This window comes from Chlamydiales bacterium (assembly GCA_041395025.1).
Lineage (GTDB): Bacteria > Chlamydiota > Chlamydiia > Chlamydiales > JAAKFR01 > JAJACP01.
Window position 1 is genome coordinate 321,447 of record JAWLBH010000001.1, and the last position, 21,554, is coordinate 343,000.

The following is a 21,554-nucleotide window of genomic DNA, read 5'->3' on the forward strand; positions in this document are numbered from 1 at the left end:
AAAAAGCTAAGACTCAATCAATAAAAATTCACATGTAGTCTATCACTCAAAACTGAGCTAATTCAAAAGATAAGTAGATAGTTCTTCAAGTTCAGTGACTTCTGTTTCTAAAGAAATCAACTCCTCAACCATAACATTGAAATCTTTTTCAAGAGAGAGAAAATCTTGAGAAGTAAAGGAAAGCTCATTGAGATCTTTTTCACGTTCCATTGCAAGAAGTTTTCCTTCTTTTCGAAATAACTCTTTTCTTGTTTCAGATAAAATCTGGGTTTTTTCTTCAAACTGATTACGTAATTGTTTATATAGTCCCTCAAAGTGTTTCACCTTATTCTGATCCGTTTTAATTACAGGTGAAGCCTGCAAAATCATAACTTTTCCCTGCATGACAAGAAGTGCTTCTTTTAAAATTTCCACTTCATTTTCTAAAATGCTTTTCTCATAAGGCTCGTTCTTAAATAAATCACATTTTTTTTCCATTAGAAGAGAGTCATCTTCTCTTTCTTTTTGACACTGTTTAGATTCTTCAATAAGTGATAGAATTTGTTCTTTAAGAGCTTTATTTTCTTGTTCATAAACTGCCCCTTCTTCTAGTTGAGTTTTTAACTTAGTCATCTCGATAGTTAATGCTTCTCTAGAAGCCAAAGATTTCTGAAGATCATCAGAAGCACGATCAAGTCTTTCTTGAATTTCTTTGACGGTTTCTTGATCTTCTTGATGAAGAATTTTCTGTGCTCTTTGTGCTTCAGCAATAAGAAAATCTTTTTGAGAATTAAATAACGTTATTTCAGATTCAATGAATGCAATTTTTTTCTCTTCTTCTTTTTTCTCCAATCTCCTATGTTCTGCTTCTTCTTTTAGAAAGTGAATTTCTTCTTCTAAATGCTTTTGTACCTGTTCTTGATCTTTACTCACGTTTTGAAAATCGAGTAAACTTTGGGTAAGTTCTTTTAGTTTAATATCTTTTGCTTCTATTTTCTGTTGAATTAATGATCCAATTTCTTCTAAAGCAAGAACAAAAATGAAAAAGTTAATAGCTAAAGCAAACAAAATGCCCATCTGCCATAACTGCTCATCAGCTTGGATGGAGTTGTAATGAAAAAGAAGAAAAATCCCAAGAGTTATATAAGAAAGACATAAACCAAAAGTTTTCCAATATAAACAAGTGATAATTCCAAACAGAGCAAGAAATGGAAGAGAGAAAGCAAAAAGAGAAAAAACACTAATCGCAAACAAAAAAAGAAATAGAATAATAGGTAATGCTCCCCAAAAAACAACCTGCCCAGTGATAATTCTTTCAGGAAATGTTTTAGAAATACATTTTCTTAAAGAAAACATCGATTTTAATTGAATTAAAGAGAAAACATTCATGAAACTTCTTAAGAATCAAAGTATCATTATTATATATATGTCTGTGCTTCTGTCAATTAGAAAGTCCATCATGATCTTGATCAAGAAAACCTTGTGCATTTTCAAGAAGGTAAGATGCAAGTAATGGATCTCCTTCATATGTCATTTCAACAGACATTTTTCCATCTGCAGATGGCTGGCCACATTTAATAATAATGCAGCAAGCCTGATCTTTTTTTAAAATTTTTTGCTTACTAACTTCTAATCCATTCATCTTTAATTTAGATCCGTCTTGCATATACTTATCAGGTTAAAATCTTTTAATTCACTTGTCATAGGGAAACAAAAAATATTTGTCAAAGCTACAATGCTTCAAAATGGATTAGAAGAAGAAAAATAGAATAATAGTTGACAGAATAACTAGAGTATGATGCCTTTTTTAAAAATTTTTCATTCTTTAAAAAGATTTTTATAAAGCGCATTTTATCACTGCCTTCTCTTAATCTTGACTAAGATTTATCATTTCTTAATTTTTAAATATATAAAATCAATAATCCTATAATAGGGTTTGAGAATTAAATTTTATTAAGAATCTATTAATATTATAAAAAAATCTTAACGAAATTCTTGAAAGTTAATAATTTATTTGATATAATAATTAAATATTATTTTTTAATAACATAGGTTTAACAATATGCTAGATCAAACCATCCAGATCATTGATCAGACAAAACCTGCTTTTAGAGAAGTAGTAAGCAAGACCATTGGAGAAGAAGATCAAACTACTAGTAAAGTGAACTTCTTTCTATCAATTTTCGCTCTTCTTGTGAGTGCAATGGAAATTCGTCAACATTCCGTATTGACAGAATCAAAAATGATTGCAGCTAACTCAGAAGCTCAACATCGATTAAACAAGCAAAATGGTGACATTAAATTTAGTATTCTACCTTACAACGCAGATAATGCTATGATTAATCGAGTTCAGGATAAAAACCAACAATATGCTGCGATAAGAGAAGATATTCAAAATTTCTTAATCACAGCTCGTCAAGATGCTCAGATAGAAATGACACAAGCATCAACAAATATTAACCTACTGCAACAAAATGCCTCTGAGGATTCAAATTGGTTACGCACACTAAATACGATTTTTCAGGGAATTTGTGAGATGGTAAAGTAATAAAAATTATAAAAACAAAAGGTTGTCTTATGTCAAAAATTGAACCCACAGAAGCATTTAAAGGAAATATTAAAAGTTTTGGAGGTAAGCTTGATCAAGTAGAGCAAAAAAAACAAGATAGTGGTATTGAACCGATTTTTATTGCCTATCTAGAAATTTATAAATCTGTACAACTTAACCATGAAATGGCTGCAATACAGACAAAGGAAATTCAAGCAAATAATAAGGCACAAAACAATTTGATTAACCAAGAAGCATTACTTAATTTTACCACTGTGAGACAGTCGGTAATAGATGGAATTGAACAAGCTAAGAAAAATACATTTTTACAAGAGATCAATACGCGTAATCAAAAAATTTCAGCTATTCGAAGCAATTTTGAAAATAAATTAACTGTTTTAAAACAAAATGCCCAGGTTTCTGAAACAAAAGTTAATACGGTAATAAATGAAAGCCAGCAAACTATCTCTCAGTGTGGAAATTTAATGAACATGTTAGTGAGTTTATCACAACAAGTTACTCAAATATAAAAACTTAAGGAAAAAAATGTCTAATCTAATTTCTGACTCTGCTTTTGTAAACAAGGAATCCTTAGCTAATATTCAATCTTCGCAAGAAGATCTTAAAGATAAAAACGCCTTTCAAGAAAATGTCATTGCTCTTGCTTACTATTATCTTGTTGAAGCTGCCATGACATCTTCTGAGAGTGCATTGATTCAAGCTAAGCAAACTAAAGCTAATGGTATAGCTCAAAAAGAACTAAACAAGGAAGCAGCTGCCTTACCATGGTATTATGTTCCTGATTTAAAAGAAGATCAACACGTAGAATATGTACCAGTTGATAGAAATTTTTGGGATTCATGGTGGAAAGTTTGGGATACTCATATCCATGTTCGTTCATGGAATAAAGTTACTTGGGTCACTCACCAAAATCAGCTGACTGTGTCAAATGGGCAAGCAAAAAACCAACAGGTGATGGCTGAACGACAATTTTTGACTCAAAAAATGGGAGTATTACAACAAAGTGCCTATATCAATGAAACTCACATCAACTCAATTAACAATGAGTCGATGCAAATTCTACAAGAAAGTTCACAAATCAATAGAATTCTGCAAAGCTTAACTTTTAAAGCACTACTTCGCCAACCTTCTAGACAATAAAAAAATATTAACTCTAGAAAACCTACAAATATCTAAAGAGCGATTTAAAAGCTTACCTTCTTGTTTATGAAAAGTTCAAATAGAGAACCTCATAGATAGTTGTCTAATAAAATCGACCAGACTATAGTTACACCTATCTATGAGGTTCTCTCTTTTTTTTACTAGATCTCACCAACCACCGAAAGGTGTAAAAGTCTTGATTTGGGCAATTTCTCTTTTTTCACTGTTTTGCCCTATCTTGACTTTTCTAATGAATCATTATCTAAAAATCCCTGGTCCTTTACAATGGTTTACTCTATCTATTTGGGGTTTAAAGCATGGATGGTTTTGGCAATTTCTTACCTATTTCTTTATTCATTCACTTGATACTGCAATTTCTTTGTCTTTTTTAATTTCTCTCTTTTTTAAAATGGTTTTGCTTTGGTGTTTTGGATCGGAAATTGAATTTCGCTTTGGAAAAATTGGCCTCTTTCTTTTTTATTTGAGTGGAGGATTAGTTGCAGGGATTGTATCAACAACCATTCTTCTTCTTTTTTCTAGTCAATTTATTATTTACGGAATTGGTCCTTCGATCTATGGATTGATGATCATATGGACGATGCTCCATCCCGATCTAGAATTAGACTTTTCTTTTTTACTGCATATTAAGTTCAAATCGCTCATTCCAATATTTCTTGGTATTATCATCCTCATGGATCTTTCCTATGGAAACTTTATCTCCTCACTTTTAAATCTTATTGGGATTGGTTGGGGATTTTTTTTTGGAAGAATCATTTGGAAACTCCCCAATCCTTACTCCTTCAATCTTGGGATTTTTCAATCAACAAATACACCACCTAATTCAGAAAAAATTATCGATCTCACAGTCATGCAAGAAAGTGACGAAGCATTTATGGATAGAATGCTAGATAAAATTGGAGATCATGGAGAGGATTCTTTAACTTATCGTGAACGAGAACGGATGAAAAACATTTCTAAATCTAAAGATAAAAAACACTAATTATTCCTCATTAAACAAGGTAAGCAAAGCAGCACGCATCGTCTGTAATCCATCTAAAACCCCTTCTTCGTAACGAAAGTGAGGATTGTGTTCTAGCTCAGGATAGTCGTTAGGCTGAAGAACATCTTCTAAAGTGAGTGTTGGAATAAAATGACGTCCACAACATAAAACTTTTTCTCTCTGTCCTTCTACCATTTCATTTAATAATTGCTTGATTCTAATTTTCATACCGCCTCTTGATAAAAAAATCTTTTAAAATTCCTGTACAATCTGCTTCCAAAATTCCTGATCTAATCTCAAGTTTATGTGTCGGATGCTGATAAGTAAATAGATCAATCCAACTTCCATTTGCTCCATGACGTATATCCTTCCCTCCCCAAACAAGAGTAGCTACTCGTGATAAAAGAAGCGCTCCAGCACACATGACACATGGTTCAAGGGTACAATAAAGGGTTGTATCTAAAAGACGCCAATTATTCAAAGCTTGTGCTCCGGCACCAATACAAAGCATTTCAGCATGAGCAGTTGCATCTTTAAGCATCTCAATTTGATTATGACCACGTGCAATGATTCTCCCTTTAAACACCAATACTGCACCAACTGGAACTTCTTCTTGCTCATAGGCTTTTTTTGCTTCCTGAAGAGCTTGATACATAAAATACTCATCATTTTTTTGAATCATAAAAAATCACCTTCAAGAAAGTCATTACCTATCCAATTTTTTCTAATCATCATTCATTTTTTCTTTGAGAATTGAAAATATCTACCATAACTAGTTTGATCATAATAGCGCGAATTTTTATTACAAATTTATAGAAAAATTTCTTATCTAAGAATTTATTTTATTTATAAAATAAGATTAATAATTAAATATTTAATATATTTTGATATTTAAAACGAAAACACTCAATAAAAAATCATTGAAATTTTCCTGCGCAAATGAATAAAATGTCCAAAATAATATTTTATATAAACTAAAAAAAGCGACTAGAAATACTCATCGGCAAATTTCAATCTTATCATATAAAAACCCATCTAAAAAACTCATACAATGAATTAGGACTTTCTTTCGGTTATACTCGACATGAAAGTTTAAGTTGTGTATAATAAATGTTGAATATTGATTAAAATCAGGAGATTTTTTAAATGTCGCTAGATAAAGGCACAAAAGAAGAAATCACAAAAAAATTTCAGCTACACGACAAAGATACAGGATCTGCTGATGTTCAAATTGCTATTCTTACAGAAAGAATCGCTGAGCTTACAGATCATCTAAAACGATCCCCTAAAGACCATAACTCCCGTCTAGCACTCCTTAAACTTGTTGGACAAAGGCGTAAACTTCTTGAGTATCTTAATTCAACAGATACAGAGAGATATAAAAATCTTATTAAACGTTTAAATCTTAGGAAATAATTCATATTAAGAGTATTATTCGCTCTCATATAGATTATCTATTGCATTTACTTGATTTAAGAACTCAAATCTTATGGTTTTGAGTTCTTTTTTCGTTCACGGAGAATTCAATGAAAAGAAACACAAAAACTGTCGAAATTAGTCATAACAAACATCTTACATTTGAAACAGGAAAAGTCGCAAAGCAAGCAAATGGTTCAGTAATTGTTTATCTTGGAGACACTATAGTTTTTAATACAGCTTGTGCTGCTTCAGAGGCTAAAGAAGAAATAGATTTTTTACCTTTACGGGTGGATTATCAAGAAAAATTTTTCTCAGCTGGGAAAACATTAGGTGGATTTATTAAGCGTGAAGGGCGTCCCAGTGAAAAAGAAATTTTAACTTCTCGATTAATTGATCGTCCTCTACGACCCATGTTTCAAACTGGATACTACAATGAGGTGCAGATTCTATCCTATGTATGGTCTTATGATGGAGAGCACCAGCCAGAACCTTTAGCGATTTGTGGAGCATCAGCTGCGCTAATGATTTCTGATATTCCTTTAATTAAACCAGTGGCTGGAGTTAGAGTCGGAATGGTTGATAATGAATATATTATTAACCCAACAAACAATGAGATGAAGTCTTCTGTTTTAGATCTCATTCTAGCTGGAACAGAAGATTCAATTCTGATGATTGAAGGTTATTGTAATTTTTTAACTGAAAATGAAGTACTTAAATCTATCTCCTTTGGACATGAAGTCATCAAAAAAATTTGCTACGCTCTTAAAGCATGGGAAAAAGAAGTTGGAAAACCTAAAAACTGTAGCAGCATTCGTCTGATTCCTCATCATCTCTTAGAAATCATTGAAAAAGAAAAAGCTGACGCCATACAAAATGCAATTTGTATTCAAGACAAACTAAAACGTGAAGAAGAGATGACAACCATTCATAAAGATTTGATCGACTATCTTTTCCCTGAAGAAGAAAAATCTCAATTTCTCTTAGCTGATCTAAAAATTGCTTTGAAGCAAATACAAGCTAAGTATATGCGTCAAATGATTCTTAAGAAAGGCTTACGCGCTGATCAACGTAAATTTGATGAGATTCGATGTATCGATATTGAAACTCATGTTTTACCTCGCTCGCATGGGAGTTGTCTTTTTACACGTGGAGAAACACAAGCATTAGCAGTGTGTACTCTAGGTGGAGAAAATATGGGTCAAAGATTTGAAGATCTAGATGGAGAAGGATTACGCCGTTTTTACTTACAATATTTTTTTCCTCCTTTTTCTGTTGGAGAAGTGGGACGTGTAGGTCCCCCAGGTAGGCGTGAAATTGGTCATGGTAAATTGGCTGAGCGTGCTTTAATGGCGACTCTTCCATCAAAAGAAGAATTTCCTTATACGATTCGTCTTGAATCTAATATTACAGAATGTAATGGATCATCTTCAATGGCGTCTGTTTGTGGTGGGTGCATTGCATTAATGGATGCAGCAGTTCCCATTAAACGACCTGTATCTGGAATTGCAATGGGATTAATTTTAGAAGGAGAACAGATTGTCATTTTATCCGATATTCTTGGATTAGAAGATGCATTAGGTGATATGGATTTTAAAGTTACAGGTGATGCTGATGGGATTACAGCTTTTCAAATGGATATTAAGATTGAAGGAATTACAATTGAAATTATGAAAACAGCTCTTGAGCAAGCAAAAATAGGACGTCTTCATATCCTTAAAAAGATGCTCAAAACGATTTCTCAACCACGCAAAGAAATGTCCATTTATGCACCAAGAATTGAGACAATACAAATTAAAACAAGTAAAATTGCTACAATCATTGGGCCGGGAGGAAAACAAATTCGTGCTATTGTTGAGGAAACTGGTGTCCAAATTGATATTAATGACTCAGGTTTGATAAGCATCGCATCTTCTAATCCAGAAGCAATGCAAAAAGCCAAGAATATCATTGATGGTTTAATCAGTGAGGTTGAAATTAATAAAACCTACCATGGAAAAATTACTTCAGTGGTTCCATTTGGAGTGTTTGTAGAAATTTTACCTGGTAAAGAGGGACTGTGTCATATTTCAGAACTTTCTCATAATCGTATTGAAGATATCCATACTCATGTGAAACAGGGTGACCGTATTCTAGTAAAGATTTTAGATATTAATGAACGGGGTCAATTAAAACTCAGTCATAAAGCTCTAATCAATAAAGAAGAAAATCTAGTAAAATAATTCTCATTAAAAAAAACGACTTTTATTTTTTTGATTAAGTTGGATTGAGCTCCAAGTCGGAGTCGTTTTTTTTTGGTCTGACATTCTGAGGAGGAGGTGGTGGTGGTGTTTCAGGCTGACGTTTATATAAATTCTCTTGTTCGAGAAGACGTTTTTGTTTTTTTTCCATATCCCATTGGCCATCAATAATATCGCGGACATCTTCAGCATCTAAAGTTTCAAATTCTATAAGCATTTTTGTCATAAGTTCAATTTGTGCAGGATATTTCAGAATAATACCAGTTGCTCTAGCATAAGCTTCATCAAGCAGTTTTTTGACTTCTTCATCAATCGCACGAGCAGTTTCTTCAGAATAAGCTTTATCATGATGATAGACATATCCGGTAGCCTCTTCAGAAGGTCCATTATAAGCAACTTTACCAAGAACTTCACTCATTCCCCATTCACAAACCATACTGCGCGCTAAGCGAGTAGCTTGCGAAATATCTTGTTGAGCGCCACTTGAAATATCTCCGAGAAAAACTTCTTCAGCAACTCTCCCTCCCATTAGAACTGCGAGTTGATCAAGAAGTTCTTTTCTCCAATAACTGAGTCGATTCTTTTCAGGCAAAAAGTGAGTAGCTCCAAGAGATAACCCCCTTGGAATAATTGTCACTTTTTCGACTGGATCAGAATGTTCAACGAGAAATCCAACAATCGTATGACCTGATTCATGATAAGCTGTTGTCCTTTTCTCATTTTCATCAAGCTCAAGACTACGTCTTTCTTTTCCATAAAGTACTTTATCACGAGCTTCAGCAACATCAATACCCGTGATCGCAGAACGTCCCTTTCTAGCTGCGAGTAAGGCAGCTTCATTAAGAAGATTTTCAAGATCAGCACCTGCTGCTCCTGGAGTTGATCGGGCAACAGTAAGAAGATCAACCGATGGATCAATTTTGATCTTACGTGCATGAACTTTTAAAATTTCATACCGCCCTTTAATATCAGGAAGTCCAATCATCACACGACGATCAAATCGTCCAGGACGTAGAAGTGCTTTATCAAGGACATCAGGACGATTAGTTGCTGCCATTAAAATAACAGCTTCATTTGTTTCAAATCCGTCCATTTCAACAAGAAGCTGATTTAATGTCTGTTCACGTTCATCATGACCGCCTCCAATTCCTGCTCCACGATGACGACCAACAGCATCAATTTCATCAATAAAAATAATACAAGGAGCATTTTTTTTCGCTTGTTCAAACATATTACGAATTCGACTCGCTCCAACTCCAACAAACATCTCAACAAAATCAGAACCAGCAATTGAAAAAAATGGACGATCTGCTTCCCCTGCTACCGCTTTAGCAATAAGAGTTTTTCCGGTTCCTGGAGCACCAATTAACAAAATTCCTTTAGGAATGCGACCACCAAGTGTAGTGAATTTTGAAGGATTCTTTAAAAACTCCACAATTTCAAAAAGTTCTTCCTTCGCTTCATCAATACCAGCCACATCTTTAAAAGTGACCTTATTTTGTCCTTTTTGGAGAAGCCTAGCAGGTGATTTACCAAAATTCATGGCTGACCCACCTACACCTTTCATTTGTCTTGAAAAGACAAAATAAAGGAGCAGAATGACAAAAACAATGGGAAGAATGGTAAGAATATAACTAAAATAATTGGGAGATTGTTCTTCACTCTTAAATGTCTTTTCAAGAGCAAGGGTACGAGGTTGATCAGGAGCTTTAAAAGAAAGACCATGATTTAATTTAAAATTGTCCCATTCTTCTTTTGCATTAGCAAACCAATGGCTATATGTTTCTACATCTTGACGTTCTAGTGCACGACCCGAAAGTTCTTTATTATTAAAAAACCAGATCACATTAGATAAAGATTGACGTGCTTTATCTAGTTGTATTTCATTTTGTTCTAAGGCTTGATTGCTCTTTTCATAGCGCTCCATTTGCTCTTTATATTGGCGTATAGAACGCAATTCACTCAAACGCATATGATCAACAGGTTGATTTAATTCTTCTACAATTTCCTGGAGCTTAGATAGAATTGTTTCATAGATAGAAATTTTTTGCGCAGTTGAATAAGAAGTCCCTTGAGTTTCTTCTAATTCTTTGGTAAGAGTTTTTAGCTCTTGCTTCATTGCTTCAGCGCTTACACCTAAAATAGGAGAACGAAAATTTGTTACTAAAAGAGCAAGATCAATTTCAAAACCTGTTAGGTCCTCTTGACTACTCAACTTTATTTGCTGTAAACGCTCTTGCATCAATTTTAAATTGATCATCTCCTTTTCAGAAATTTCTTTAATGACAATTGCATTTTCTTTTTCAGGAAGATCATATACCTCCTCAACAATACGATAACCTCCCTCAGGAATCGATATCCCAGAGATTGCTAAAAACCATTTACCTGCTTCTCGAATATTTGTTTGAAGGCGACTTAAACTTGACAAGATTTCATTTTTTTCATTTTTTAAATTATGATTTTTTTCTACCAATTCCAAATATTTATAGCGTTTTCGACTTTCTTCAGTCTCACGTTCTCGAAATTTGCCACTAAAAGTCACAAGATTATCATTCAAAGAGACCTTATGACTCTCTTCCGGAACAACCAGCTGTAAATTTACAAGATGCTCAACTTGGTGACTAAAAGCAACTTTTGCCGATTTAGTCGACATGAAATTCTGTAGCGTAATTACCACCAAAATAATCGCTAAAAGAAAAAGAAAGAAAGTAGTTGGAAAAATTTTCTTCGGTTCATTCTTATTCTTTTTGTCTGAAGTCATAATATATCTAACTATTTTTAAAAATATACTTATTGTTTATTATAAAAATAAAACTTTTATTTAAATAGAGAAATTTAATAGGAATTAAAATTGTATTTAAAAATCTTAAATCTCAACATCTTATCATATCTTATCCTGCCATTCCACATCAACCTATAAACTTAATAATTTTAACTTTTTGATAGTCAATTTCCCACGATCAATTTCTACCACTCTTTGACCAACTTGAATTCTTTTACATACACTATTTTTCAATAGATGAGAAAGGAGTGTATTTAAAGTAGATTTTGAAATCGTAAGATTTTCTTTCTCAAAGAAATCTCGAATAATCGCTTTATAGATAAATGGAAATTTTAGGTTTAATTTATTGAAATCCAAAGAAATATTTCCATCAAAATAAATAAACTGCTTTCTAAAAGGTTCTAGTTCAAACTCAAGAAAATCTGCGAGTTCTTGAGCTGATTCGCCTAATTGACAAAGACTTGTCTGAACCTGTTTTCCAAACTGTTTTGAAAGTGTAGGAAGTAGCTCTTCTCGCATTCTACCTCTCAAAAAACGATGATCTTTGTTCGTTGGATCGGAGAAATAAGAAATTCCTCTCACTTTAAGCCAATCTAAAATCTCTGATTTTTTCCATTTTAAAAGAGGACGATATAGATTCAATTCTCCAATTTGAGTTTTTGGTAGAAGCCCTTTAAGCTTCGGAAGAGACGCCCCCTCAAACACTCGCTTTAATACTGTTTCAGCCTGGTCATCTGCATGATGACCAAGCATCACACCTCTTAATTTTCTATCATTGCAAATTTTTTGAAAAAAATGATGGCGTTCTTTTCTAGCATAATCTTCAAGATTTGAATCTATGGATCTGAGAGAACAAGTGTGACAAGTCACACCTTCTTTTTTACAGATTTTCATAATTTCAAGAGCTTCTAAGGAGCTTTCTGGGCGCCATCCATGGTTAACATGAGCGACTTCAAATGGGTGCTCTTGTTCTAAAAGTAGATAAAATAGCATTGTAGAATCACTCCCCCCAGAAAATCCCAAAAGAAGAGGGGTATCTTCTAATGTATAAAAATGCAAAAAATCCTTAATCATAACTTAATAAAAAGGGAGAGGTATCTCATTTAGGGGAATTGTTTTTTTAATTCTCGAAAATAGTAAGATTCAAACATCTAAAAAATTGGGTCATTAAGTATACCTACAAGGAATCAAAAAGAGATGGTAACATGTCTTCTTATTTACTAAAAATGAAGAAAAGATGGGATTAATCGTTTGCTACTTAATCAAAGAGTATCTCAGAGTCTTCTTACTATCTATTAGCTCATTCATCGGGATCTTGTTTGTGAGTCGCTTGGAAGAAATTGCCCACTTTGCTGCGATAGGGGCTTCTTTCCTCTATTTACTCCTCTTTAGTTTTTATCAAATCCTCTATGTTCTACCAATTGCTATTCCAATTTCTTCTTTAATTTCAGTAATGATTCTCTTTCAAAAACTATCGCAAACTCATGAACTCACTGCATTAAGAACCGTAGGCCTTTCTTTTAGACAAATTACCACTCCCATTTTAGGGTTAGGGATGATCCTGTCTTGTATCAATTTTTATATTGCTTCTGAACTTACAACATCTGCTCATTTGAAAAGTCGTCAAATGGTATCCCATCTAACTACAGAAAATCCTCTTTTGCTTCTCCAAAGCGCAAAAATTGCAAAATTACAAGGAGCATATGTTCAGATGGAACCAGTTTCAACAGGAAAAAATATAAAGAATTTACTCATTGCTCTAAAAGATCATACCAATAAAAGGATCTCTCTGCTTTTAGCAAAAAAAATGACGATTGAGGGAGATGAATTAAAGGGAGAAGAGGTTACAGTGATTTCAAATCTTTCTAATCCTGATTTTGATCAACTAATTATTGAAAATAAAAAACTCACAACTTGTTTTTCTCTTGATTTTTCTCGTTTTCTTCAAAATCAAGGATGGAAAATTTCAAATGATCATTTGAAATTTAACTTATTGAGAGCACGAATACAGAATTTGTATAAGACAGGGAGAGAACAAATTGCAAAATGCTATTCAGAAATGATCCGGCGTATTTCTTTAGGAATAGCTGTCTTTACCTTTAACCTAATGGGCATATCTTTTGGAATTACCCTGGATAAAAATCAAAATAAAAAAAACATTCTTCTTGTCTTCATTCTTGGAGGACTCACTTTAGTCTTATTTCTTGCTGGGAAAGAGTTGAGTCACTTGCTCTGGATGGCCACTATCTGTTTTTTTCTTCCCCATCTCTTTATTACCATAGCTTCTATTTTAGCTCTTTTTCGCTTAAGTCGAGGGTTGAGGTGATTTTAAAAAAATATTTATTAAAAGAAATCGCAAAAACATTTTTTCTATTTATAGGAGGATGCTACTTCCTTTATGTATTAATTGATTACTCGATCCATATGCAAATTCTTTATCGAGAAGGAATTCCTATTAAAGATATTTGTCTTTACTACCTCTTTCAATTTCCTAATCGAGCTGACATTCTGATTCCTCTTGCTCTTCTTATTGCGACGATTAAGGTGTTAACCACACTTAATACGAGTAATGAAATTATCACACTTATTTCGAGCGGTATTTCGATAAAAAAAGTGGTCAACATCTTTCTATATCCAAGTATGATTTTAGCTACCTTCCTCTATTTAAACTTTCAATTTCTTCAACCTCTATCTTCTACTGCCTTAAAAAAATTTGAAAAATACGCTTTCAAAAAATCGGTTAGTCAAAATATCGGCATTCTTCCGTTAACCGAAAATGGCATTTTAATCTATCAGCAATTTGAATCTGAAACTCAGTCATTTCATGATGTTTACTTATATAAAAATCATGATTTGATTTATCGTATTCAAGAGTTCTACCCTTATGGAAAAAATCCAATTGGAAAAAAAGTTGATGTTTTACAACGCATAGAAGGAGAGTTACAACAAATGGAGTCTTTCGACATGCTAATTTTTGATACCATCCATTTTGATAAAGCATCCTTTCCAAATCCTATTTTTCTTCCACTGACTCAATCTCTAACTGAACTTTTTTCTAATTTTTCATGGCGCTTACATCTTACAAGTAAAGAAGCTGAAATTGCTTCTCTTTTTCTCTATAAAATCATGATTCCCCTTGCTTGCTTTCTTGTCGTAATTGCTCCTACTCCTTTTTGCTTAAACTTTGGGCCTTCTCTAAAAGTATTTATAATCTATGCATTGGCTCTTTTTGGTATATTACTCTTTTTTACTCTTGTAAAAGCCTGCTTAATACTAGGTAAACATCAAGTCATTTCTCCCTTATGGGCAATGCTTACTCCATTTGTCCTCTCTTTTGCGTGGTTTGGATGGCGATATGCTAAGTTCTAGTACTCTAACCATCGATCTTGATGCCATTGAATCCAATATTTCTGCATTTAAGAAAAAAGGTGAGATCATGGCAATGGTGAAAGCAAATGGTTATGGGACTGGTGTGATTGATATTGTTCCCTACCTGTCTGATTTTGGAGTGAAAATTTTAGGGGTTTCTCACGTCAATGAAGGGATTTTACTTAGAAAAGCAGGTATTAAAATGCCGATTTTTGTCCTTTCGGCTCCTGCTTTTGAAGCTAAACAAGTTGTGGAATATTGCTTAGAACCCGCTATCAGTTCTATTGAAGAAGCAACCGCTCTCAATCATGCTGCTAAAAAACTCATTCCCATTCATCTGCATATTGATACAGGGATGAATCGATTTGGTGTTAATCCAGAAAAAGCGATTCAATTAGTCAAAGCGATTAGAAGATTATCGCATCTTTATATCAAAGGTATCATGACTCACTTTACCTCTGCAGACCTCCCTGAAATGGATAGTTATACAAATCAGCAGATAGCTATTTTTAAAGAGGTGGTAGATTTTTTTGATCCTCTACCTCATTGGATTCATGCAGCAAACGGAGCGGGAGCACAACGTTTTTCTATCCCATTTTGTAACCTTGTAAGAATTGGATTAGCCTTGTTTGAATCAGCTTTAACCTTAAAATCCCACCTATCATTTATTAAGAAAGCACAAAAGGGAGAGAGTGTCGGCTATCATTCTGGTTATATCTTCAAGCAGGATAGTCTGATCGGTACCATTCCATTTGGTTATTATGATGGATTACACTGTGATTATAAAGAAAAAGGATACGTTCTTGTAAGGGAAAAGCAAAGTCCAATGATTGGGCGTATCTGTATGGATTTTATGATGATTGACCTCACAAAAATTCCGGAGGCAAAAATAGGAGATCCTGTCATCTTATTTGATCCCAAATCACTACCTCTAAAAGTTGTAGCAGGATGGACCAATACCAATGTTCGAGAAGTATTAGTACGTATTGGAGCTAGAACTCAAAGGAGTTATATAAGAAGAGGGTGTAAAGTAAATTAGAAATTATCAAATCACTTTAAACTGTGTTAATTGAGTGATCGATTATTTAATCAACAACACCATCTCTATCCTCAACTAATTTCCCAATTAAAACTGTCTTTTTTAAACAAAGCAATAAAGTGACTCAAATAATCTCCTTTACTTTCTAACAATCTAATAAAATTATAAAGACGATCAAACCGTTCAGGATGGATCACACGCTCTCGCTGCATGATTGTTGATCCAAAAAGAGCCATCTCTATTTTTTTATAATCAAGGTTTTTTCTACAACCAATTGCCAGAAGAGCGAGCAATCCAACATTCGAGGTTCCACCAATATCAAGAGAATCTTTAGAAATTAGCGCAATATAGGATGGCTGGATGATTTCAATTAGTTTTAATTCAATGAAATGATAAACAAGCTGAATAAAATCTAAACGTTCTAGATAAGACAATGTCTTTTTAAAATCAAAAAATATCTTGTGAATTTTTATTAAAAGAGAATCGATAAAATCAGGAAATAATTGTTTATTTATATTATCAGGAAAATAATAACCTGTGGTTGGATCACGTAAATGATCTCTTAAATGACCAATAAAACTCTCTGCTTTATCCAGTTCCTGATAGAGATCAGATTGATTATAAAAATGCGTATCTTTAGCAAGAGTTATAGTAGTTAAATATGGGGCAAATTCTCCCTTTTGAGCTAATTCTTCGATAGCCATGGATCGGGCATGTTCTTTCCAGGAGGTTCTATCTTGGAAATTCACAATCAGAAGTTTCTCATTGATTTCAAATCCTCTTAGAAATGTTTTAAATTCTTCAGAAACAATGGCATGGTGGATCCATTGCTGAATAATAGGACATGGAAGATGAAGAACATGAATCACTTGTTCCTCTTTACTTAATGTCCATTCATGAAAAGGTAGGTTGCCTTGTATCAGTGGATCAAAACAAAATTCTCTTGTTTCTCGAATAATATCGACTGCCTTGAAAACCGGTCCACTTGGATGTTTTTTAAATGCTTGAATCAATCCAAGATTTGTCTGCATCAATCGATCAGAAAGAGCATTTACGTGATTTTTATTGGGGATAGTTTTTTCTACAATTTGGCTAATAACAGAAGACAGTTCTTTTCTATCATGAGTTTGAGTATAGAGAAGACGACAAAACTGGTAGATCAAATTAAGAGCATTTTGAAAAAAAGATTTTTCTGATGAAGATCCATATATCACAAGTTTTTCAAATTCACGATTATGAAGTACTGCTCTTAGAAAAAAGAGAAAATCCCAAAAATAAAGATGACAACCTTTTAAAGAAAATTGTCTAATGAGATTTTTAGGATCACTAGCTAACATAAGAGCCATACAAGCATTATGAAGCAAAGCGATTAATCCCATCTCTTTGTATTTCATTGCTTCTTGATAAAATTTATCCATGAAGTGTCCTGCAGATTTTCGTATTGCAAGAGCTAAGAGATGCAATTCTTTATCTTCCCAATTTTTAATCTGCAGTAATGGATCATCACTAAAATACTCCTCTGCAAACTCTCCAAAATCGCAAGCAAGCTTAATATTTCTTGCAAGATCATAGGTATAGAAATGCGTACCCTGCTCATTTTTCAAATAGAAGAGTTCATAAAGATGATCTCTTTGAATCACTTTGAGATCATTAAGAATATGGATACCCGCAACTTCTTCAACTTCTTCTTCTCTTCCTAAAATTTGTTTAAGTTGATGCTCCAAGGTCTCTTCGTGAGGAATGACCTCAACTTTCTTCTTTAAAGTAGAAGATTTGGCAAATGTCTGAAATGATTCTGGTACCACTTCTCTTCGGTAAAAATTTTGTAAGTCTTTGTACTCAGAAAATTCACTTACTCTCTCTTTAAAAACTACACCCAGACGATCAAGTTTCTTCGCGGCTTCACCCACTAAAACCATAATCGTATTCATTCCTTCTGCTAACTTCTTTGTATCTCCTGTATCTTTCATCTTACGATAAAAGAATTGTAAGTAATCAAATACGCTACGGAAAGTTTCTTTAACTACTCTAACTGTTTGATCATCCGATCCTGCTTGAACCCAGTATATCTCTCGAATTTCCTCTCCCTCTTTTTCCTTATGTGGAATAAAACGTGATTCTTCCGTAATCTCAATCTCATTAATTGTATCAACATCCAATAAGGTGTTGAGATTTTCTAATGCATCCAATATACCTAAACTACTTTTTGAACCCATACTCCCCTCCTTATGCCAACTATGGTGCACTTAGATACTTAGTTATGTATACTATTATCTCTATTTTTAATTATATATCTCAAATAAAACTAAACTATTTATTTTAAATAAAAAGAATTAATTAAAATATATTTAGAAAAATGAAGGAAAAATTGTTGTTTTTAAGAATAAAAAAGAAAAAAATCAAGAAATGAAAAAGACACTCTCTTCTCTCTAAATTTTGAATGATTTGATCATTATGAGGCTTGTTTTCTTTAATATAATTTTTTTAGAGACAATTGAAATATTTACTGAGATTAAGAAAAGGTTAGAGAAAAAGATTCAGAAATTCTTATTTTTATGTAAATTTTGTAAAGAAAAAAACGGAAGAGGAGGGATTCGAATCCCCAGATGGTTGCCCATCTCCTGTTTTCAAGTCCGAGGTAAACTTAAACCTCTCAACAAATTTCAATAATCAGCAGCAACTTTTCCCTATGGGAGCTTGTCCTTTATGAGCAGTCTTTTTCAGAAGATTGCTGCTGACTATTGTGGCTTAGTGTGCATAAAATGCGCATAATTTTCAAGGGTACTGGATCTTACAAAGTCCAGATCAACTGCAGAAAATGCGAAAACTCTGTGAATGTAAAAAAGGATTGATATAGAATTCCTATCGAGCCCTTATACAAATAGGAAATCATGGATAGTAGCTTAGGTGATAGCTCGTTCATCTTATACCAAACAGAAGATAGCCAGACACGAGTAGAGGTGCATCTTTTAGATGAAACGGTTTGGCTTACACAGGCCCAAATGGCTGAGCTGTTTAGTAAGGATAAGCGTACAATCTCCGAACATATACAAAATATCTTTAAAGAAGGTGAGTTACTCACCGATTCAACTGTCCGGAATTTCCGGATAGTTCAAAAAGAAGGAACTCGTGAAGTTTCTCGACTGGTGGATCACTATAATTTAGATGTCATCATCTCAGTGGGCTACCGTGTTAAATCCCACAGAGGAACGCAATTCCGCATATGGGCAACAGCTAGGCTGAAGGAGTATCTCATCAAAGGGTTTACACTGGATGATGAGCGATTGAAGAGATTAGGTGGTGGTAACTATTTTGATGAGCTTCTTGCTCGCATTCGGGATATTCGGTCATCGGAGAAGGTCTTTTGGCGCAAAGTCTTGGATATCTATGCGACAAGTATCGATTATGATCCCAATATTGAGGCTTCGAAAGAGTTTTTTCGCATTGTGCAAAACAAGATGCATTGGGCGGCTCATGGCCATACAGCTGCAGAAATCATTTATAAAAGAGCCGATAGCACTAAGAAGCATATGGGGCTTACCTCTTGGTCTGGAAAGGGCTTAAGCAAGGCAGATGCAGAGATCGCTAAAAATTACTTAAGCGAAGAGGAGTTGGGTATCCTAAATAGGCTTGTCTCAATGTATTTGGATTTTGCTGAGCTCCAGGCTTTACATAGAAGTCCCATATACATGAAGGATTGGATTGTTAAGTTGGATGATTTTTTGAGGGTAGCAACTCCAAGAGAGATCCTTTCACATGCGGGCAAGGTAAGTCACAAGATTGCCCTTGATAAGGCTCGTCTAGAGTAAAAAAAATACCAAGAGCTATTGAAGAGCGAAGATATACCCTTAGTGGAGAAGCATTTTCAACAAGTGATTCAAGAAGTAAAAAAGATCGAGACAGATGAATCTGAAACACGGGCCAATGAATTGTCGCATTGCTGATACGACAATTGATCTTTAGCATGGCGCCTGCCCTTGAGTGAAAAGATCAGCTTCTACGCAATCCATCTATTTATTAAATAGGTAGTGCTCAAAAGAGCATGCTTTGTCAGCGTATTTTGATCCCGAAGGTAAGTTTGCAATCCCTTCTCGCATTTCCCGTAGATGCTCTTCTTCTTCTAAAATAATGGATTTTACATACACCTTCGATTGATGCTCCCGAAGCACCTCATCATAAATGGGGTAGAATTCCTGAGCTCGGAGCTCTATGGCATAGGTCACAAGGAGATAGGCAATTTTTTTGACTTCGTATTTATCCAGACAACAGTCTTTAATGAGGTAACCGGATGTGAAAAGATCTAATTTGTTTAAATATTTTAGAGTATTGATTCCTCCAAGAATAGAAGGATGGCGGTAATTAGGGAAACGGGAAGATGAAACTCTCTTGATCTGTTTTTTTAAATAGTGAAAATGTCGAAATTCCTCTGAAGCATGTTTAAGCATTTCTTCTTTTACCAAAGTAGGGTGTTCACAGGCAGCAATTTTCCGAGCTCCACAGTTTTCTAGGTAGGAGAGGGTATTGAGCCATTTTGCGTGGAGGACATCCCTTTGCACAATTTGGGTAAGTAGGGAGGTTAGCTAAGTAGGTAGGTTAGCTTTGTCTTCATCTGTCTCCTTCAAGGGTTAGTGTAGTTGTGTCATATATTAGATTAAGCTCTTCTTGAGTGATGCAATAAGGAGGAAGTACGTAGAGAACGTTTCCCAGAGGTCTTAGCAACATCTTCTGCTTAATGAAGAATTGATAAAGATCATCACTAAGCGTCGAAAAATAGGTGCAATTGTCATCTCTATACTCTAGAGCTAGTATCGTTCCAAGAGATTCACACCTCTTGAGTTTTGGATGATTTTTCCACTTCTTAACAAAATCAGTGTGAGAGCTTGTGATCATTGTTCTTTGCTTCTCACAATCCTGGACAAGAAGAAGATCAAGACTTGCAAGAGCACTTGCGCAGGAAATTGGATTTACGGTGTAAGAATGTCCGTTTAAATCCGAGGAACTTTGAGCTATGTTAATGAGCTCTTCGGCTCGAGTCTTGGACTTTTCTTCTGCACTTAGTGGATGCTTGGAAATTGCACTATCTGATACAATTTGATTCATGTATTCCTCCTATTGAGTGGGGAGTTTTGGAGTCTGGTTGCCGCCAGGCTCTTGTTATTTCTAGGTTGTGTGCCATAAGCTATTCGAAGCATCTCCCTGAGAGGCGAGTGTTTTCATTAGGGCCTCAATAGCTGAGGCCTTTTCTCTAGGAGTCATTTGATACCTCCCCTTCGATTTGATTCGCTTTACTTTGAGAGGATAAAAAGTGAAAAAACTCCTTTTCTTTGATGAAGATCCTTCTTGAAAGTCTGACTAGGCATTCTTCGAGCCCCTCAGGTTGTCTATAAAGCAACCACCGAATGGAATTTTCGGTCATAAATGGGTGCTTTTTAGCAAAGTTGCGAATAGCAAGCAGAGTGGGGATTTCACCATCTGCAGCTTTGTGATTGACGTTTTTTGTCATATCGTCTCCTTTAGTTGAGGAGACTCAGCAAAAAGAACACCGTATTAGATCAAATTTGATGTACTTTGGATTTGACGCTAAAAAGTAAATATTGAATACTGAAGTAAAGAAAGTGGTTCGCAAAACTATCTTTCGTCATTGTGCCTGTATGTTGTAGCATTCAGGCACTACTTTTTCTCCGGTTCTATTGCTAAGCCTCCAGTTGTTTTGGAAAATTGTTTAATTGAAATTTTTCGAGGATCTGTATCCTGCTTAAGATTCCTGTTTTCACTTTGTCGTATACTTGGGACCATTGAATCATTTTGGCGCTTACAAAAAATCCAAGGTCCGCTTCTAACCTGACTCGCTTGAAGACTTGGGTTAAGTGGGTTCGATAGATAGGATTACCTTTAGAAGTAATAAATAGTAGGTCAGCTTCGCTTTTATGAAGATCTTTTGTGCCTTCAAGATATTTTTTAGGTCTGTTCTCATCTTTGAGTCAAGACCAACTGTGCTTTTGCTACCATCTGATTCAGTA

General features: G+C 34.3%; 20 protein-coding genes. 10 read left to right on the plus strand and 10 right to left on the minus strand.

Annotated elements, in window-relative coordinates; translation table 11 throughout:
- Positions 1-57 precede the first annotated feature (57 nt).
- Both R3E91_01445 and R3E91_01450 read right to left on the minus strand, forming a co-directional pair.
- Entirely contained in the window at positions 58-1,368 is a 1,311-nt protein-coding gene (locus tag R3E91_01445; protein ID MEZ5314864.1) for a hypothetical protein, read from the minus strand.
- Between the two features lie 52 nt (positions 1,369-1,420).
- Complete coding sequence (locus R3E91_01450; protein ID MEZ5314865.1) at positions 1,421-1,621, minus strand: hypothetical protein; 201 nt, start codon at positions 1,619-1,621, stop codon at positions 1,421-1,423.
- Positions 1,622-2,041: 420 nt separating this feature from the next.
- Here R3E91_01450 and R3E91_01455 point away from each other — a divergent pair, with 420 nt between their 5' ends.
- From R3E91_01455 to R3E91_01470, 4 genes are all read left to right on the plus strand, one after another.
- Positions 2,042-2,527, plus strand: coding sequence for a DUF720 domain-containing protein (locus R3E91_01455; protein ID MEZ5314866.1), 486 nt, complete (start codon positions 2,042-2,044; stop codon positions 2,525-2,527).
- A 29-nt stretch (positions 2,528-2,556) separates the two neighbouring features.
- Complete coding sequence (locus R3E91_01460) at positions 2,557-3,057, plus strand: DUF720 domain-containing protein (protein ID MEZ5314867.1); 501 nt, start codon at positions 2,557-2,559, stop codon at positions 3,055-3,057.
- A 16-nt stretch (positions 3,058-3,073) separates the two neighbouring features.
- A complete protein-coding gene (locus tag R3E91_01465; protein ID MEZ5314868.1) occupies positions 3,074-3,688 on the plus strand; it encodes a DUF720 domain-containing protein in 615 nt (204 codons plus the stop codon).
- Positions 3,689-3,884: 196 nt separating this feature from the next.
- Positions 3,885-4,688: a rhomboid family intramembrane serine protease gene (locus R3E91_01470; protein ID MEZ5314869.1), complete on the plus strand. Its 804-nt coding sequence runs from the start codon at positions 3,885-3,887 to the stop codon at positions 4,686-4,688.
- Here the strand turns inward: R3E91_01470 and R3E91_01475 are convergent, their stop codons facing one another.
- Positions 4,689-4,916 (minus strand): hypothetical protein, encoded by a 228-nt coding sequence (locus tag R3E91_01475; protein ID MEZ5314870.1) that lies wholly within the window; start codon positions 4,914-4,916, stop codon positions 4,689-4,691.
- A complete protein-coding gene (tadA, locus tag R3E91_01480; protein ID MEZ5314871.1) occupies positions 4,906-5,370 on the minus strand; it encodes a tRNA adenosine(34) deaminase TadA in 465 nt (154 codons plus the stop codon). Before tadA ends, R3E91_01475 begins: the two co-directional genes overlap by 11 nt.
- Before the next feature lie 464 nt (positions 5,371-5,834).
- On the opposite strand from tadA, the gene rpsO reads away from it, so the two are divergent.
- Positions 5,835-6,104, plus strand: a complete 270-nt coding sequence (rpsO, locus tag R3E91_01485) for a 30S ribosomal protein S15 (protein MEZ5314872.1) — start codon at positions 5,835-5,837, stop codon at positions 6,102-6,104.
- 110 nt (positions 6,105-6,214) lie between these two features.
- Positions 6,215-8,326, plus strand: a complete 2,112-nt coding sequence (gene pnp / locus R3E91_01490) for a polyribonucleotide nucleotidyltransferase (GenBank protein ID MEZ5314873.1) — start codon at positions 6,215-6,217, stop codon at positions 8,324-8,326.
- 34 nt (positions 8,327-8,360) lie between these two features.
- Here the strand turns inward: pnp and ftsH are convergent, their stop codons facing one another.
- Both ftsH and tilS read right to left on the minus strand, forming a co-directional pair.
- A complete protein-coding gene (gene ftsH, locus R3E91_01495) occupies positions 8,361-11,105 on the minus strand; it encodes an ATP-dependent zinc metalloprotease FtsH (GenBank protein ID MEZ5314874.1) in 2,745 nt (914 codons plus the stop codon).
- A 153-nt stretch (positions 11,106-11,258) separates the two neighbouring features.
- On the minus strand, positions 11,259-12,185 hold the full coding sequence (gene tilS, locus R3E91_01500) for a tRNA lysidine(34) synthetase TilS (protein ID MEZ5314875.1): 927 nt from the start codon (positions 12,183-12,185) through the stop codon (positions 11,259-11,261).
- Positions 12,186-12,363: 178 nt separating this feature from the next.
- Between tilS and R3E91_01505 the strand changes: the two genes are divergently transcribed.
- The 3 genes from R3E91_01505 to alr are packed head-to-tail and all read left to right on the plus strand — an operon-like array spanning position 12,364 to position 15,534.
- Entirely contained in the window at positions 12,364-13,452 is a 1,089-nt protein-coding gene (locus R3E91_01505; GenBank protein MEZ5314876.1) for an LptF/LptG family permease, read from the plus strand.
- Entirely contained in the window at positions 13,449-14,495 is a 1,047-nt protein-coding gene (locus tag R3E91_01510; GenBank protein ID MEZ5314877.1) for an LptF/LptG family permease, read from the plus strand. Before R3E91_01505 ends, R3E91_01510 begins: the two co-directional genes overlap by 4 nt.
- Positions 14,482-15,534, plus strand: coding sequence for an alanine racemase (gene alr, locus R3E91_01515; GenBank protein ID MEZ5314878.1), 1,053 nt, complete (start codon positions 14,482-14,484; stop codon positions 15,532-15,534). The genes R3E91_01510 and alr overlap by 14 nt, the downstream gene beginning before the upstream one ends.
- A gap of 71 nt (positions 15,535-15,605) precedes the next feature.
- Here the strand turns inward: alr and R3E91_01520 are convergent, their stop codons facing one another.
- Entirely contained in the window at positions 15,606-17,750 is a 2,145-nt protein-coding gene (locus tag R3E91_01520; GenBank protein MEZ5314879.1) for a hypothetical protein, read from the minus strand.
- Positions 17,751-18,425: 675 nt separating this feature from the next.
- Between R3E91_01520 and R3E91_01525 the strand changes: the two genes are divergently transcribed.
- A complete protein-coding gene (locus tag R3E91_01525; GenBank protein MEZ5314880.1) occupies positions 18,426-19,343 on the plus strand; it encodes a virulence RhuM family protein in 918 nt (305 codons plus the stop codon).
- Between the two features lie 201 nt (positions 19,344-19,544).
- Here R3E91_01525 and R3E91_01530 read toward each other — a convergent pair whose 3' ends face one another.
- The 3 genes from R3E91_01530 to R3E91_01540 all read right to left on the minus strand — a co-directional run bounded on the left by R3E91_01530 (position 19,545) and on the right by R3E91_01540 (position 21,037).
- Positions 19,545-20,090 (minus strand): ferritin-like domain-containing protein, encoded by a 546-nt coding sequence (locus R3E91_01530; protein ID MEZ5314881.1) that lies wholly within the window; start codon positions 20,088-20,090, stop codon positions 19,545-19,547.
- A gap of 49 nt (positions 20,091-20,139) precedes the next feature.
- Positions 20,140-20,634 carry an aminotransferase class III-fold pyridoxal phosphate-dependent enzyme gene (locus R3E91_01535; protein MEZ5314882.1) on the minus strand — a complete coding sequence of 165 codons (495 nt, stop codon included), beginning with the start codon at positions 20,632-20,634 and terminating at the stop codon, positions 20,140-20,142.
- A gap of 145 nt (positions 20,635-20,779) precedes the next feature.
- Positions 20,780-21,037: a hypothetical protein gene (locus R3E91_01540; GenBank protein MEZ5314883.1), complete on the minus strand. Its 258-nt coding sequence runs from the start codon at positions 21,035-21,037 to the stop codon at positions 20,780-20,782.
- Between the last annotated feature and the right edge of the window lie 517 nt (positions 21,038-21,554).